Consider the following 15,332-nt stretch of genomic DNA (forward strand, 5'->3'; position numbering starts at 1 on the left):
CCGCGACGGAATAGAATGGGCTTGCTGTCTGTCTGGTCCTGATCATCGCGCGGCCAGGTCCATGATCTTGACCTGATCGGCCTCGGCGCGATCGAGGAAACCGGTGGCGCGGCCGTGGTGCATGACCATGATGCGGTCGCTCATCCCGAGTACTTCGGGCAGTTCCGAGGAAATCATGATCACCGCCACGCCCTGTCGGGCGAGCTGGGTCACCAGCTTGTGGATTTCCGCCTTGGCGCCCACGTCGATGCCGCGGGTCGGCTCGTCGAGAATGAGCACCTTCGGATTGGTCAGCAGCCAGCGGCCGATGAGAACCTTCTGCTGGTTGCCGCCCGAGAGGTTCTCCACCCGCTCTGACAGGTTCGGCGTCTTGACGCGCAACTTGGAAGCCATTTCCTCGCAGGCGTTGTCGAGCGCACCCTGGCGAACGAAGCCCGAGCGCAGGTTGCCGCCCTTGAACACGGCCATCTGCATGTTTTCCTGGATATCCAGCGAAAGGAAGCAGCCTGTGTCCTTCCGGTCTTCAGTAAGAAAGGCCATGCCGTTGCTGATCGCCACCTGTGGATTGGTGACGGCGAGTTGCTTGCCGAAGAGAGTTATGCTGCCGGAGGATGCCGGCGTGACGCCAAAAAGGGTTTCGGCGACATTGGAACGACCGGAGCCGACGAGGCCGGCGATGCCGAGAATTTCGCCGGCGCGGACGTCGAAGGAAATGTCGGAGAAGACGCCGTTGAGGGTGAGGTCCTTGACCGACAGGACAACATCGCCGATCGGCACGTCTTCCTTGGGGAACATCTGGGTGATTTCGCGCCCGACCATCATGCGGATGATCTCGTCGCGGGTCACGTCGGTCGAAGCATGGGTGCCGATATAGCGGCCGTCGCGAAAGACAGAGACTTCGTCGGCGATGTCGAACAGCTCGCTCATCTTGTGCGTGATGTAGACAATGCCTTTGCCCTGGGCGCGCAGGTCACGGATGATGCGGAAGAGATGGGCGACTTCGGTTTCGGTGAGGGCGGAGGTCGGCTCGTCCATGATGAGCACATCGCTCTCATAGGACACCGCTTTGGCAATCTCGACCATCTGCCGGCTGGCGACGGAAAGCGTCGAAACCTGCACTTCGGGATCGATGTCGATATTGAGCTTCTGGAAAAGTTCTTCGGTCTGCCGGTTGAGCTGGCCATGATTGACGAAGCCCAGGCGGTTAAGCGGCTCGCGACGAATCCAGATGTTTTCGGCAACGGTCATCCAGGGCATCAGGTTGAGTTCCTGATGGATCATGGCAATGCCGTTTTCGAGCGCGTCGAGCGGCGACTTCAGCCGGATGTCCTGGCCGCGCAGCGTCACCGTGCCGCTATCAGGCGTATAGATGCCGGCAATGATCTTCATCAGCGTCGACTTGCCGGCGCCATTCTCGCCCATCAGCGCGTGCACGGTGCCGCGCTTGAGCTGGAGCGAGACGTCGTCCAGGGCAACCACGCCGGGAAATTCCTTGCGGGCGTTGCTGATTTCAAGAAGATAGGGCGCGTTGGGCACGGCGCCGCTTTCGCGGACCGCACGCATTGTCTGCGGGCTTACCATGGCCAGCCTCCCTGCCCTTTCCGGGCGTCATCGAGGGAGGATGCGCCGAATGAGCGGCGCATCCAAGAGTCATCCGAAGTGCAAAGGGCCTAGTTGCTGCCCTGGTAGTCGGCAAGGTTGGCCGGGGTCACCAGTTCGAAGGGAACCCAGACTTCGCGTTCGACGGTCTCGCCACGCGAAAGCGCAAGAGCGGCGTCGAGCGCGCCCTGCCCCTGACCGGCAGCGTTCTGGAACACGGTGACATCGAGGTCGCCGGCCTCCATGGCTGCCAGCGCGTCGGCAGTGGCATCGACACCGGCGACAATGACCTGGTCCATCGCCATCCCGGAAGACTTGAGGGCCTGGATGGCACCGATGGCCATTTCGTCATTGTTTGCAACGACGGCGTCAAAGGCGAGGCCTGCCGAGAGCCAGTTGGTCACGAGGTCGGCGCCCTGCTGGCGGGACCAGTTCCCCGTCTGCTCTTCGACGATCTTGATGAAGGAGCATTCGGGCGTGGCGATCACGTCATGCACGTCCTGGGTGCGCTGGCGGGCTGCCTGGTTGGACAATTCGCCCATCAGCACGACGATATTGGCTTCGGTCTTGCCGGCTTCGGTCAGCAGGCGGCAGACTTCCTTGGTCTCGAGAGTGCCGGAGTCCACTTCGTTGGATGCAACGAAAGCCTGCTTTTCCGGCAGAGAGTCGAGGTTGACCGGCTGGCGATTGACGTAGACCAGCGGAATGCCGGCATCGGCGGCAAGCTGGGACATGGGGGCTGTCGCATCGGTATCCACCGCATTGACGACGATGGCATCGACGCCCGAAGCGATGAAATTCTGGATCTGGCTCATCTGCTTGGAAACGTCGTTCTGGGCGTCTTCCACCTGCAGCTCGACGCCATCGAGCGTAGCAGCATAGTCGCCCATGCCATTGCGCAGCACGGTGAGGAAATTGTCGTCAAAGGCAGCCATGGATACGCCGATGGTTTCGGCATGGGCAGCGCCGGCAAAGCCGGTCGAAAGCATGGTGGTGGCCAAAGCGGCCAGCGCGATCTTGTTCATTTCGGTTTCTCCTCCACAGAGCGGGCGTCCGGTTAGCACCCCGTTTTTCCGGAATTTCCCTTTTGCGGGAATTCTTTTGCTCAGGCCGCCTGGGCCCTGAGCGCTTCGGTTATGAATTGCATGGACGCCTCCAGCGCCGCAGCCGGATCGGGCAACTGTCGCAGTTCCTCGGCAAAGGGCTCGAAGGACAGCGGGCCGGTATAGCCACCGCGGCGCAGGGCTGCGATCTGGCCAATATTGTCGAGGCGATCCTTCGGGCCGACCAGCAGGCGATGGCTGTCGCGCATGTCGCGCACCGCGATCAAGGGATCGTCCACGCCGGAAATGTGGATGAGGCCGGTCAATTCGGGGAAAATATCGGCTTCGCCGGCCAGATGATGATGGAAGGTATCGTGGGTCAGGCGGAAGACGTCACGGCCGTCGGCGGCGTCGATCGCGGCGACGGCTTCCTTCTTTGACCGTAGGGTGCAAGTTTCGAAGCCCAGGCATTCGACGAGGCCGATGATGCCGTGGCGGCGCAGGATGGGGGCAAGACCCTTCAGCGCTTCGGTGGCATGGGCGATGCGCGTGGCGCCGTCGATGGCCTGGCCGGAATTGTCTGCCACGAGCACCAGGGCTTCGGCACCACTCTCGGCGCAGTAGCGGGCCAGTGCCTCGGCCTCGGCGGCGCGTGCCTCTGACCAGAGGTTGAACTTTTGCAGGGCGTTGATGGTGATGATGGTTACGCCATGCGCGGCGGCGAGGCGCTTGACCTCCGCAGCAGGCGTGCCATCGAGTATGGCTTGCCCGCTGATATCATTGCGGATTTCGACGCGCGGAGCATTGATTTTGCTGGCAAGGACAAAGAAATCGGCCAGCGAAAGCTGGGGCGCCGTCATGTGATTGACCGCAAATTCGAGCGACAAAATCGCACCCTCCCGTGAGCGCCAGACTTGTGCCGTGAGGCGGTCTGATTATTTGCTATGTCAAATGAAACACAGGTTCTGCATTCCTGTCAATGCGGAATGTTCATTCCAAAATTGGAGCAGATGTGCCGGAATCCAGGGCAAATCGGCGACCAGATATTCCCCGTTCGAAACAGAAAACGTCTGATACGAATCGCCGGACCCGCAAGACCACAAGGCTCTGGGCGGTTTGGCGCATCTCGGCTCATGCCTGATCACTGCATGCTGGATGCCGTCGAAGAGTCGAAATTGACCAGTTGGGCAAAGTCGGCGAGCTGTGCTCGGATCTAGTCCCGCATCAGGGCCTTGAGCGCGCGGACATTGTCGACACTGGTCGCTTTGCGATTGAGGCTGACAAAGCCCAGTCGCGTCGCGGGGGCGCTGGCCGGCGCGGCGGGAGCCGAGCCGGAGCCGTGCAGGGCCGTGAGCGGTACACGGGCGAGGATGGTAGGCGCGGTCTGTGCATTCACTCCGGAGCCGGCCAGAATGGTGATGCGACCGGCGGCTGCCTGATGCGCCAGCGCCAGATTGTCCACGCCCTCCGCCGCGGTCAGGGCGCCGCCTGAGGTGAGAATGGTGTCGAAGCCAAGTTCCGCGGCCTGTTCGACGGCCTCGGCAAAATCGGGGACGAGGTCAAAGGCGCGGTGCAGTGTGCGCTTGAGGCCGGTGGAGGCCGCGACCAGCACGCGTAACATATCGGTATCCAATCGGCCGTCCGGAAGGCTGGCGCCAAGGACGACGCCTTCAAGGCCTGCGGCGCGAATAGCCGCTATATCGCCGAGCATGGCGTCGAGATCATGGGCGTCGAAGACGAAGTCGCCGGGCCGCGGACGAACCATGGCGCGGGTGGGGACTTTTGCCTTGGCAGCCAGCGCGATGAGACCTGGCGTGGGGGTCAAGCCGCCGAGTTCGAGGGCCGAACAGAGTTCGATACGGTCGGCGCCACCGTCAATGGCCGCGGCAAAGCCTTTGGCGTCGTCGACGCAGATTTCGAGCAGCATCAGGACCAGCCTTCCGAAAAACCGAGATTGGCCGCACCGATGAGGCCCGCGTCGACGGTGAGTTGGGCGGGGACCACCAGCGGCTGGTTCGTCTTGCGCAGGATCTGGCTGCGCACGGCCGTATCGAGCCTTGCGATCAGCGGCGCGCTGTTGCCCAGGCCACCGCCGACCGGGATGATGTCGGGTCCGACGATATTGGCGACCAGCGACAGCGGCTGGGCGACGAGTTCCACGTAGAGATCCACCGTGTGCGCCGCCGCGGCGTCGCCAAAGGTCCAGTTGTCGATGATGGCGGTACTGGCGAGGTCGGCTCCATGCAGGTGTCGGTGCAGTTTTTCGATGCCGCGGGCGCCACCGACCGTATCGAGGCATCCCATGCGGCCACAGCCGCAAGAAAAATGCGGCAGGTCGTAGGGTGGGACGGAAACTTTAGTAGCGGTGATGGTGCCGTGTCCCCATTCGCCCGACCAGCCACCGGCGCCCTGATGCAGCTTGCCGTCGACCACCATGGCGCCACCGACGCCAGTGCCCAGGATCGCGCCGAAGACCACGCGATGGCCCCTGCCCGCTCCGGCATGGGCCTCGGCCAGCACGAAGCAATCGGCGTCATTGGCGACGAGGACAGGGCAGCCGAGATGGTCACTGAGGTCGCCAGCCAGATTGCGGTTATGGATGGAGGGAATATTGGCGACGGTAGCAATGCCGGTGGCCGGATCGACCACGCCGGTGACGGATATGGCGACGGGCGAACCCGCGGGCGCGCCGCCCCGTTCGACCAGCGCGGCAATGGCTTCGGCCAGCGCGGAAAAATCCTGGAGCGGGGTGGGCACGCGGCCGATGGACGTCAGGGTTTCCGGGCCGCTGGCAGTCGCGGCCTTGATGGCGGAGCCGCCGATGTCGAAACAGGTGATCATGAAGATGTTCTAGCTGAAGAAGAGCCGGCCGGGCTCAGCCGAGCGGTATCAAGGGTTCAAATTCATGCCCGCGTCGGTGCCGCACTGTCAATCTGCGCGCTTTTGCGCTTCCCGCATGCCGCTGCGCCGCTTAGCTTGCCGTCGCGACTAGGGGGTATGTGTGTGAGCGAGATGACCATGGCCGGCGGTAGCCGGCGCGAATTCGTGCAGCCGATCATGGCGGGGGCGCTGGCGGCCGTGGTCGGCTATGCCAGCACCTTCACGCTGGTGCTGGCAGCACTGACCGGTGCCGGTGCCTCGCCGCAACAGGCCGGTTCTGGCCTGATGACGGTGTGCATTGCCATCGGCATTCTCAACATCGTGGTGAGTTCGCGCCTCAAGGTGCCGGTGAGCTTTGCCTGGTCGACGCCGGGCGTCGCCTTCCTGCTCACCGTCGGCGAACCCGTGGGCGGTTTTCCAGCCGTGGCCGGTGCCTTCCTCGTGGCTGCGGGGCTGATCGTGCTCACGGGCCTGATCAAGCCGCTGGCCCGCGCCGTCGCCGCGATTCCCGCGCCGATTGCCAATGCCATGCTGGCGGGCATGTTGCTCACGCTCTGTCTCGCGCCGATCACCGCCGTTGCGGAAATGCCGGCGCTGGCACTGCCGATTCTGCTGGCCTGGGTGGTGGGCATGCGCTTTGCCCGGCGCTATGCGGTGCCGATCGCCGTGGTGGTGACGGGCATTATGCTGGCTTTTTCAACCCATCTCCCCGCGCATGCGCTCGATGGCAGCTGGCCGGCCTTTGTGCCGGTGATGCCGGTCTTTACCTGGGACGCCATCATCCGCATCGGCCTGCCGCTCTATGTGGTCACCATGGCCTCGCAGAACCTGCCGGGTCTGGCCGTCATGCAAGCCAATGGTTTTACCCTCCAGCCGGCGCCGCTGTTCGTCTTCACCGGCATAGCCAGCGCAGCCACAGCCTTCTTTGGCGGACACACCGGCAATCTCGCCGCCATCACCGCAGCGATCTGCGCGGGACCGGAGGCGCATCCGGATCGCAACAAGCGCTGGGTGGCGCCGGTTTCGGCGGGCGTGGTCTACCTGCTGATCGCACCGGGCGCGAGCCTCGCCGCCGCCTTCATCGCCGCCTCGCCGCCGTTGCTGATTCAGGCGGTGGCCGGCCTCGCACTGTTGTCGTCTCTCGCCGCTGCGCTGTCGGGTGCGTTGGCAGCAGAGGAGACGCGGCTGCCGGCGGTTTTGACCTTTGTCACCACGGCATCGGGAATCACCATTGTCGGCGTGGGGGCGCCCTTCTGGGGACTGGTGGCCGGCATCGGCATGCTGTTGCTGCTCAGATTCGGCATCAGGGCCGAAAATTGAGCCTGCCACATGGGGTCATCATTGCCGGCGGCAAGGGTGAACGGCTCGGCAGCGTGCGCAAGGCGCAGATTCGCATCGGCGGAATCAGGCTGATCGATCGGGTTGCGGCGGCCTTGAACGGTCTCGAAACCTTGCTGGTGGCCGTGGGGCCGGTGGATGACGGGCGCAACACCCTGCAGCGGGCTGCAACGGTCACCGATCTTGATTCTCCTGTCGGCGGCCCTCTGGCGGGGCTAGCGGCTGCAGTGGACTGGCTGACGCGCAACGGCATTACACAGGGACAGCTGCTGTCCTCGGCCGTCGATACGCCCTTCCTGCCATCCGACTTCAGCATCGTTTTGCGCCACCATATCGGCGATGCGCCGGCAGCCTATGCGGCCTGGGACGATCAATTCTATCCACCCAATGCCCTGTGGCAGCTGTCAGCGCTGCAGGACCTGCCGGGCCGGGTACGGGACGATCGGGCGCCGCCAAGCCTCAAGGCGCTGCTGCGCGACCTGGGTGCCGTCGAGGTCGACTGGCAGACGCGAGCGGCGGAAAATCCCTTCGTCAATCTCAACACATTGGACGACCTCGTCACCCTTGGCAGGCGAATGAAAAAGGCGACGCTGTCACCACTTATTCACAAGCGCGATGATTGAGGGCTTGGCAAAGCAAAATTCATCGGCTAAACGGACCTCGCTTTCGCAAGAAGGCATCGATGTTCCGCGATAGCTCAGTTGGTAGAGCGTTCGACTGTTAATCGAATGGTCGCTGGTTCGAGTCCAGCTCGCGGAGCCATTTCCCTGAAATTGAAACGATTTTTGCGCTACGCCCGTTAGGGCGCGATGGCGTATATTGGCACACCCCTACCCTCGTGAGGATCCGGCATGAGCAACGGCATGGATATCGACGGCGAAAGCCAGATCACCCTTTCACGCACCATCGACGCCAATGTGAGCGACGTGTTTTCGGCCTGGACCGATCCGGCGCTGATCGAGCAGTGGCAGGCCGACGAGGCCGAACTTGATGCCTTCGAGGGCGGCGAATATACCTTCACCACATTCGGCGATGACGAAGATCCGGACGATCATACCGTAAGCGGAGAAATCCTGCAGTTTGTCGAAGACCAGAAGCTGGTGATGAGCTGGGTGCACAAGGATGGAGAAGGCGAGGATGAGGAGGAATTGATTTTCGTCCTCGACGTCAGTTTCCTGGCGCTGGGAAGTGATCAGACCAAGGTGACCATCGTCGAGCGGGGCCTGGCCCATGCCGATGCGCAGACCCGCATCTTTTCGATGGAAGCCTGGAGCGCCGCGCTCGAGCAACTGGCTGAAGTGCTGGAATAATTGAACCATTTCCGGCTTTCAGACGTATGACGTCTGGAGATTGGACTATGGGTACGACGAATATCGTCTGGCTGCGGAACGATTTGCGGATTGCCGACAATCCGGCGCTTCGCGCAGCCAGTGTTGGGGGCAGCGCCGTCGCGGCGCTTTACATCCACGAAACGACACCAGGTGTGCGGCCGCCAGGCGCAGCCGCCCGCTGGTGGCTCAATGCCAGCCTCAACTTGCTGGGCGAGGCGCTGGCCGAGCGCGGTGTCAGTCTCATCGTGCGCTCGGGCGATGCGCTGCAGGTCGTGCCGCATGTGGCCCGGGAGCTGGGCGCCGAAAGTGTCGTCTGGAACCGGCGCTATGGCAAAGCCGAGCGCGAGGCCGATGCGGCGATCAAGGCCGAGTTGCGCGAGCGCGGCTTTTCGGCAGCCTCCTGCCCCGGCAATGTGTTGATAGAGCCCTGGGACATCGCCACCGGCCAGGGCAAGCCCTATTCGGTGTTCACGCCCTTCTGGAAAAATCTGCGCGACATGCCAATCGCCAGCCCGCAGCGGCGGCCAGATGCCCAGGATGCTGTCCGGTTCGCCTGGGTCGACAAGGACTATCATCAGCCCAAGTGGAGCGAGAAGCTGGGCGAGCACTGGACGATCGGTGAGGACGGCGCCGCCAAGGCGCTGGGTGACTTTTTCGACGATCATCTCGACGACTATGCCGAGGGCCGCGATTTCCCGCGCAAGGATGTGACCTCGCGGTTGTCGCCGCATCTACGCTTCGGCGAGATCAGTCCGCGCCAGGTCTGGCATGCGGCGCAACATGTGGCCCATGGCGATCACACAAAACAGGCAGCGGTAGACAAATTCCTGTCCGAACTGGCCTGGCGTGATTTCAACTATCATCAGCTCTATCATCGCGACGATATCGCAACTGTCCCCATGCAGGCCAAATATGCCGCCATGGATTGGCGCCGGTCTGACAAGGACCTGCACGCCTGGCAGCAGGGTCGGACGGGTCTGCCGATCGTCGATGCCGGCATGCGCGAGCTATGGGCGACCGGGTATATGCAGAACCGGGTGCGCATGCTGGTGGCATCGCTACTGGCCAAGAACCTGCTTATCGACTGGCGCAAGGGCGAACAATGGTTCTGGGATTGCCTCGTCGATGGCGACGTGGCGAGCAATCCAGGCAATTGGCAATGGGTGGCGGGCAGCGGCCTCGACGCCTCGCCCTATTTCCGCATCTTCAATCCGGTAACGCAAGGCGGACGCTTTGATGGCACGGGCGACTATGTGCGCCGCTGGGTGCCCGAACTGGCCGACCTGCCGGACAAGTGGATCCATGAGCCAAGCGCCGCGCCCAAGGATGTGCTGGACAAGGCGGGCGTGGTGATCGGCAAGACCTATCCTGCGCCGATCGTCGATTTGAAGGAAAGCCGGGTGCGGGCGCTGGAAGCAGCGGGGCGGCTGTAAGCCCTGCCCATTCATCTTGGGATGGGTCCCGGCTCAAGGCCGGGATGACACCGCGTTTGTTGGCGCCACGTCGCAGACTGGAGCATTAAATTGCGTGGGTCATGAGTTGAAAGCAAAACCATACCACCTGCCCCAGTTAGCCCTTGTTGCCTCTGTACAGCGTACCTAACATAAGTCCTTACAAAAACTCACAGATCGAGCCATGGCCAAGCATCAAGACCTCATCGGCGCAATCGGCAATACGCCGCTGATCCGCCTGAATCGCGTTTCCCAGCTCACGGGCTGCGATATCTGGGGCAAGGCCGAGTTCCTCAATCCGGGCCAGTCGGTGAAGGATCGCGCTGCGCTGTTCATCATCCATGACGCGGTCAAGTCGGGTGCGCTGAAACCAGGTGGCACGATCGTCGAGGGCACGGCTGGCAATACCGGTATCGGCCTTACCCTGGTGGCCAATTCGCTCGGCTTCAAGTCGGTGATCGTCATCCCCGAAACGCAGAGCCAAGAGAAGAAGGATGCGCTGCGTCTTTACGGCGCTGAACTGATCGAGGTGCCGGCCAAGCCCTACAAGAACCCCAACAACTACATCAAGATTTCCGGGCGCCTCGCGGAAAAGCTCAACAGGGAACTGCCCGAAGGCGCGATCTGGGCCAATCAGTTCGACAATGTCTCCAACAGGCGGGCGCATATCGAGACCACCGGTCCCGAGATCTGGCAGCAGACCAAGGGCCGCATTGACGGCTTCATCTGCGCCGTCGGTTCGGGTGGCACGCTGGCGGGCGTGGCCGAAGCGCTGCGCTCGCGCAATCCCGATATCAAGATCGGCCTCGCCGATCCGGAAGGGGCCGCGCTTTACAACTACTATGCCAATGGCGAACTGAAATCGTCGGGCAATTCGATCACCGAAGGCATCGGCCAGGGCCGGATCACGGCCAATCTCGAAGGCCTCACCATCGACAATCCCTATCAGATCCCCGATAGCGAAGCCTTGCCCTATATTTTCGACCTGCTGGAACATGAGGGCCTGTGCCTTGGCGGTTCGAGCGCGATCAACATCGCCGGCGCCGTGCGCATGGCGCGCGACCTCGGGCCGGGCAAGACCATCGTCACCGTGCTTTGCGACTATGGCAACCGCTACGCCAGCAAGATCTTCAACCCTGAATTCCTGCACAAACAGGGCCTGCCGGTCCCCAATTGGATGGAAGAGCGGACGCCGATCGACATTTCAAGCGTGATCGAGGCGGAGCCGGTCTGACCGACCGGCCCCTGGGCTTACGGCGCTGAAAACCCGAGATTGATCGGCAGCTCGTGACGATAGGCGCGGCGGCGTTCAGGCTGGTTTGTCGCTGCCGCCAGCTCGACGGTGAAGTTGCGCGCCCGCAGCAAGCCGCGTCCCTGCAGCAGGAAGCCATAGTGAATCGAGACCGATTCATCAGGCACATCGAGGGTGATGGCGAAATCCGCCCAGTCCCGCGTGCCCTTGAGGTGCACATCCTTCATGTCCAATAGATTGGCGAAGCGAAGGCCGGTGCCGCGCCGATCATCAACGCGGAGCCACATCGTGCCGGCGCCATCGATATGCTCCGAGGACAGTTGGCAGGCAACGCGAACCGCGTTGTTTCGATAGGGTTCTGCATTGATGCTCTGCGACATGGTGCCGAATTGATCCTGCAGGGCATGGTCAGCCAGGGGTGTGCTGACGATGAGGGCACAACCCGTGTTGGCGGGGTCCAGCCCGATGCGGAAGTAGCCGTCCGGCTGAAAACCACCATTCGCCCAGCCTTCGGGCATTTGCAGGGGTAAGGATTGCAGGGCGGTGGCCTCAATCCTTGCACTCAGGATATTTCAGTTGGCAACGCCGAACTGGCGCGCGACCAGTTCAAGGCAGTCACTGTGCGAAAGTTCGATCTGCCGTTCGGCCAGTGACTGCCGCAGCAGCTTGGCCATGAGTTTTGCATCCATGAAGCTATGCATGGTCTGATCCTCTTGATGGGCAAGACTATCAGTCAGCGCTCGCGTTACTGACGGCCTGCCCGTGTCACAGGGTCAAACCAGCAGATAGACGTGCATTCACCGTCCCCGGAGGGTGCGAGCGGCGGGCTGCACGAGCCTTGTGTCAAGCCTAGCGGCGAATGGTCCGATGTCAACTGGCGGGATTGTCCGAAAGGGACGCCCTGATACAGTGAACGTCCCACGAATCCGGCGAGGCACCTTGATAGGCATTGATGATCTGCTGAAGGCGATTATCGCCGATTTCCATATCGTGGCGGCGATCACGCTGGCGATCTATCTGCTCGCCTTTGTCTGCGCGGTACGCGAGGTGATGAATTCTCGCACCTCGCAAGGGTCCATTGCCTGGATCCTGGCGCTGGCGCTGCTGCCCTTCCCCACGGCCTTTCTCTATCTGGTGCTGGGCTGGAAGGCGTTCGATGACTATGCCACCGACCGCATTCGCAATGGCCGCGCGGCCCGTCCCCTGCGGGCCAAGGACCTTGCGCTGATCGACCGCGAAACCAGCCACAAATGGCCGGTGCAGGTGAAGGTGTCGGAAGTGCCCTTCCTCACCGGCAATGAGGTGGAGGTGCTGGTCGATGGCATGGCGACCTTCGACTCGATCTTCGAAGGCATCGCCCGGGCAAAAAAGTATCTGCTAGTGCAGTTCTACATCGTGCGCGACGACGCGCTGGGCAAGGAACTGGCCGAACGGCTGATCGAGCGGGCGAAGGCCGGCGTCGAAGTCTTCCTGCTCTATGACGATATCGGCAGCACGGGCATGCCCAAGCGCTATCGCACGCAGTTGCGCGAGGCCGGGATCAGGGTGGCGGGGTTCAACCAGCGCCACAAATTTCTTCGCTTCTACGGCCCAAGCCGCATCAACTATCGCAATCATCGCAAGATTGTGGTTGTCGACGGCGAGCATGCCTGGGTTGGCGGGCACAATGTGGGCGTCGAATATCTCGGCGAGGATCCCAAATTCGGGCATTGGCGCGATACCCATGTGCGCGTTTCAGGCCCGGCAGCCCTGGGCTGCGCGCTGCTGTTCCGCGAGGACTGGGAATGGGCGACGGGCGACACCCTGCCCTCGACGCCGCCGGAGAGCGTGGCGACGCCGGGTGACCAGTCGGTGCTGGTGATGGGCAGCGGGCCGGCCGACAAGCTGGAAGAATGCGCCATCGCCTTTACCGATATCATCGGGCGGGCGCGCGAGCGCATCTGGATCGTCAGCCCCTATTTCGTGCCGGATACCGATATCCGTACGGCGCTGTTCGCGGCCAAGCTCCGCGGCGTCGATGTGCGCGTGATGCTGCCCGACGAGCCCGACCACAAGATCGTCTGGCTGGCCAGCATCGCCCATGCCGATGCCATGGTGGAACATGGCGTCGCCATTCATCGGTACACCGATGGCTTCCTGCATCAAAAAGTGGTGCTGATGGACGACGAGATCGCCTCCATCGGCAGCGTCAATTTCGACAATCGCAGCTTTGGGCTGAACTTCGAGATCACCCTCTGGTTTGCCGACCAGCAGACGATCAAAGATGTCGAGACCATGCTGGTGGAGGATTTCCGCAAGTGCCGTGTGGTGGATATCGAAGAGGTCAAGACGCGGTCGCTATGGATGCGTTTCCTGACCCAGGCGGCCCGATTGTTCTCGCCAGTGCTGTGACATCAGCTGTCTTGCGGGGACATGGCAAGAAGTCGTCCAGCATGCTGGCGCGCTAGCGGACGGGGGCCGCGTATTGCAGGCCGCCGTTTGACCACAGGCCATTCTGGCCGCGCAGCAGGGCGGCGCCGGTTTCGGGGCCGAAGTTGCGGTCGTAGAGTTCGCCATAATTTCCAATTGCCCGAATGACATCGGCCATGAAATCGGGCGAGAGGCCAAGCGGCGCGCCGAAATTACCCTCGACGCCGAGGATACGACGGACCGCCGGTGTCCGCGCCGCCAGCAGGGAGTCGACATTGACCGCAGTGATCCCCAGCTCCTCGGCATTGACCAGTGTAAACAACGTCCAGCGCACAATATTCAGCCACTGCTGGTCACCCTCGCGGACCACCGGACCCATGACTTCCTTGGAAATCCGCTCCGGCAGAATGCGATGAGCCGAGGGATCCGGCAGCGCCCGACGGATTGCTTGGAGCTGGCGACCGGAGGCCGAAACCACCTGGCAGCGGCCGGCGAGATAGGCGACAGCGAGGTCCGAGACATCCTCATAGGGCACTTCGGTATAGCGGGCCTGGTTGGAGAAAAAGAAGGACTGGATGCGCTCCACTTCTTCGCCGGAATTGACGATGCAGATGCTGATATCATCGAGTTCGAAGGCCGAAACGACGCCCATGCTCTGCGGCACGAGGAAAGCCTGGCCGTCAAAAAACGAGGTGCCAACGTAGGTTGCGCCATAGGTGGTGTCGCGTTGCTCGGTCCAGGGACCGTTGCGTGTGAGGACGTCAACCATGCCGGTCTGCAGCGGCGCGAAGCGCGCTTCACCGCGCAGCGAGCGGAATTCGATCTTGTTGGGATCGCCGAAAACGGCGGCGGCAATGCCGCGGCAGAGATCGACGTCAAAGCCCGACCAGCGGCCGCTGGCATCCTGCTGGGCAAAGCCCGGCAGCGGATTGGTGGCACCGCAGATCAGGAAGCCCCGATCCTGAACCAGCTGCAGCGTCTCGATTTTCTGGGCAGAGGCAGGCACCACCGCGAGCGTCAGCGCGCAGGCGAGGCCTGAAGCCGCTGACAGCAATCGCTTGAAAATTCCGGTCAATGAACGAGGTCCCTTCGTTGCCCGCATATTGGCAGGCCGAGTGCCGGGGTCAAGGCGGGGACCGGCCTGCCGGCCTCAATTCCACGGGACAATGCAAAAGCCCCCTGCCTTGCAGCAAGGGGCCTGGATTGTGCAGCCGAACGCAGAACCTCAGTGAAGGATCTGGCTGAGGAACAGCTTGGTGCGCTCGTGTTGTGGGTTGGAGAAGAAGCTCTCCGGATCGTTCTGCTCGATGATCTGGCCCTGATCCATGAAGATAACCCGATTGGCGACCTGGCGGGCAAAGCCCATTTCGTGGGTCACACAGATCATGGTCATCCCCTCTTCGGCGAGGCTGATCATCACCTCGAGCACTTCCTTGACCATTTCGGGGTCAAGCGCCGAGGTGGGTTCGTCGAACAGCATGATGGAGGGCTTCATGCAGAGCGAGCGGGCGATGGCGACGCGCTGCTGCTGGCCACCCGAAAGCTGGCCGGGGAATTTGTTGGCCTGTTCGGGGATCTTGACGCGTTCCAGATAGTGCATGGCAGTCGCCTCGGCATCGGCCTTGGGAATGCCGCGCACCCAGATCGGCGCCAAAGTCAGGTTCTGCAGGATGGTCAGGTGTGGGAAGAGATTGAAGTGTTGGAACACCATGCCCACCTCGCGGCGGACATCGTCGATGCGCTTCAGATCGGCCGTCAGTTCGGTGCCGTTGACGATAATCTGGCCTTCCTGGTGCTCTTCGAGGCGGTTGATGCAGCGGATCAGCGTCGACTTGCCCGAACCCGAGGGCCCGGCGATGACGATGCGCTCGCCGCGCATCACCTTGAGGTTGATATCGCGCAGCACATGAAAGTCGGAATACCATTTGTGCATGCCGACGACGTCGATGGCCACATCCGTCTGGGAGACCTGCATGTGAGAGGTGTCGATGTTGCGCTCGACGGTGGTTTCGGAAACTTGGCTCATTGA

Annotated in this window: 14 protein-coding genes, 1 tRNA gene and 1 pseudogene; 7 read left to right on the forward strand and 9 right to left on the reverse strand. The window is 62.3% G+C overall.

The genetic code is table 11. The annotated features are described in order from the left end of the window. Positions 1-42: 42 nt before the first annotated feature. From P0Y65_09000 to P0Y65_09020, 5 genes are all read right to left on the reverse strand, one after another. Positions 43-1,581 (reverse strand): sugar ABC transporter ATP-binding protein, encoded by a 1,539-nt coding sequence (locus P0Y65_09000; GenBank protein ID WEK06367.1) that lies wholly within the window; start codon positions 1,579-1,581, stop codon positions 43-45. 89 nt (positions 1,582-1,670) lie between these two features. Beyond that, positions 1,671-2,624: a sugar ABC transporter substrate-binding protein gene (locus tag P0Y65_09005; protein WEK06368.1), complete on the reverse strand. Its 954-nt coding sequence runs from the start codon at positions 2,622-2,624 to the stop codon at positions 1,671-1,673. 80 nt (positions 2,625-2,704) lie between these two features. Beyond that, positions 2,705-3,532 carry a TIM barrel protein gene (locus P0Y65_09010; GenBank protein ID WEK06766.1) on the reverse strand — a complete coding sequence of 276 codons (828 nt, stop codon included), beginning with the start codon at positions 3,530-3,532 and terminating at the stop codon, positions 2,705-2,707. Between the two features lie 323 nt (positions 3,533-3,855). Further along, a complete protein-coding gene (locus P0Y65_09015) occupies positions 3,856-4,578 on the reverse strand; it encodes a copper homeostasis protein CutC (GenBank protein WEK06767.1) in 723 nt (240 codons plus the stop codon). Beyond that, positions 4,569-5,483 carry an ROK family protein gene (locus tag P0Y65_09020; protein ID WEK06369.1) on the reverse strand — a complete coding sequence of 305 codons (915 nt, stop codon included), beginning with the start codon at positions 5,481-5,483 and terminating at the stop codon, positions 4,569-4,571. Before P0Y65_09020 ends, P0Y65_09015 begins: the two co-directional genes overlap by 10 nt. A 171-nt stretch (positions 5,484-5,654) precedes the next feature. Between P0Y65_09020 and P0Y65_09025 the strand changes: the two genes are divergently transcribed. The 6 genes from P0Y65_09025 (at position 5,655) to P0Y65_09050 (ending at position 10,876) form a co-directional block, all read left to right on the forward strand. Then, entirely contained in the window at positions 5,655-6,842 is a 1,188-nt protein-coding gene (locus P0Y65_09025; GenBank protein WEK06768.1) for a benzoate/H(+) symporter BenE family transporter, read from the forward strand. Continuing rightward, positions 6,839-7,483 carry a molybdenum cofactor guanylyltransferase gene (locus P0Y65_09030; GenBank protein ID WEK06370.1) on the forward strand — a complete coding sequence of 215 codons (645 nt, stop codon included), beginning with the start codon at positions 6,839-6,841 and terminating at the stop codon, positions 7,481-7,483. The genes P0Y65_09025 and P0Y65_09030 overlap by 4 nt, the downstream gene beginning before the upstream one ends. A 63-nt stretch (positions 7,484-7,546) precedes the next feature. Continuing rightward, positions 7,547-7,622: transfer RNA gene (locus P0Y65_09035), tRNA-Asn, on the forward strand. 89 nt (positions 7,623-7,711) lie between these two features. Further along, on the forward strand, positions 7,712-8,170 hold the full coding sequence (locus P0Y65_09040; GenBank protein WEK06371.1) for an SRPBCC domain-containing protein: 459 nt from the start codon (positions 7,712-7,714) through the stop codon (positions 8,168-8,170). Between the two features lie 47 nt (positions 8,171-8,217). After that, positions 8,218-9,624: a deoxyribodipyrimidine photo-lyase gene (locus P0Y65_09045; protein WEK06372.1), complete on the forward strand. Its 1,407-nt coding sequence runs from the start codon at positions 8,218-8,220 to the stop codon at positions 9,622-9,624. Between the two features lie 202 nt (positions 9,625-9,826). Next, positions 9,827-10,876, forward strand: coding sequence for a cysteine synthase A (locus P0Y65_09050; GenBank protein WEK06373.1), 1,050 nt, complete (start codon positions 9,827-9,829; stop codon positions 10,874-10,876). Between the two features lie 17 nt (positions 10,877-10,893). On the opposite strand, the gene P0Y65_09055 is transcribed toward P0Y65_09050, so the two are convergent. Together P0Y65_09055 and P0Y65_09060 are read right to left on the reverse strand one after the other, a co-directional pair. Further along, entirely contained in the window at positions 10,894-11,412 is a 519-nt protein-coding gene (locus tag P0Y65_09055) for a hypothetical protein (protein ID WEK06374.1), read from the reverse strand. A 57-nt stretch (positions 11,413-11,469) separates the two neighbouring features. Next, positions 11,470-11,595: pseudogene (locus P0Y65_09060) on the reverse strand (glyoxalase superfamily protein). Between the two features lie 238 nt (positions 11,596-11,833). Here P0Y65_09060 and cls point away from each other — a divergent pair. Continuing rightward, entirely contained in the window at positions 11,834-13,285 is a 1,452-nt protein-coding gene (cls, locus tag P0Y65_09065; protein ID WEK06375.1) for a cardiolipin synthase, read from the forward strand. Positions 13,286-13,337: 52 nt separating this feature from the next. Here the strand turns inward: cls and P0Y65_09070 are convergent, their stop codons facing one another. Then, entirely contained in the window at positions 13,338-14,378 is a 1,041-nt protein-coding gene (locus P0Y65_09070; protein ID WEK06376.1) for an amino acid ABC transporter substrate-binding protein, read from the reverse strand. A 150-nt stretch (positions 14,379-14,528) separates the two neighbouring features. After that, positions 14,529-15,329 (reverse strand): amino acid ABC transporter ATP-binding protein, encoded by an 801-nt coding sequence (locus tag P0Y65_09075; protein WEK06377.1) that lies wholly within the window; start codon positions 15,327-15,329, stop codon positions 14,529-14,531. Between the last annotated feature and the right edge of the window lie 3 nt (positions 15,330-15,332).

The organism is Candidatus Devosia phytovorans, assembly GCA_029202405.1.
In the GTDB taxonomy this organism is placed as follows: Bacteria; Pseudomonadota; Alphaproteobacteria; order Rhizobiales; family Devosiaceae; genus Devosia; species Devosia phytovorans.

What these genes read in the sequence shown, in the direction of transcription:
- P0Y65_09000 (WEK06367.1), bottom strand. Translation starts at nt 1,581, where the DNA reads ATGGTAAGCCCGCAGACAATGCGTGCGGTCCGCGAAAGCGGCGCCGTG.
- P0Y65_09005 (WEK06368.1), bottom strand. Translation starts at nt 2,624, where the DNA reads ATGAACAAGATCGCGCTGGCCGCTTTGGCCACCACCATGCTTTCGACC.
- P0Y65_09020 (WEK06369.1), bottom strand. Translation starts at nt 5,483, where the DNA reads ATGATCACCTGTTTCGACATCGGCGGCTCCGCCATCAAGGCCGCGACT.
- P0Y65_09025 (WEK06768.1), top strand. Translation starts at nt 5,655, where the DNA reads ATGACCATGGCCGGCGGTAGCCGGCGCGAATTCGTGCAGCCGATCATG.
- P0Y65_09040 (WEK06371.1), top strand. Translation starts at nt 7,712, where the DNA reads ATGAGCAACGGCATGGATATCGACGGCGAAAGCCAGATCACCCTTTCA.
- P0Y65_09045 (WEK06372.1), top strand. Translation starts at nt 8,218, where the DNA reads ATGGGTACGACGAATATCGTCTGGCTGCGGAACGATTTGCGGATTGCC.
- P0Y65_09050 (WEK06373.1), top strand. Translation starts at nt 9,827, where the DNA reads ATGGCCAAGCATCAAGACCTCATCGGCGCAATCGGCAATACGCCGCTG.
- P0Y65_09055 (WEK06374.1), bottom strand. Translation starts at nt 11,412, where the DNA reads ATGCCCGAAGGCTGGGCGAATGGTGGTTTTCAGCCGGACGGCTACTTC.
- P0Y65_09075 (WEK06377.1), bottom strand. Translation starts at nt 15,329, where the DNA reads ATGAGCCAAGTTTCCGAAACCACCGTCGAGCGCAACATCGACACCTCT.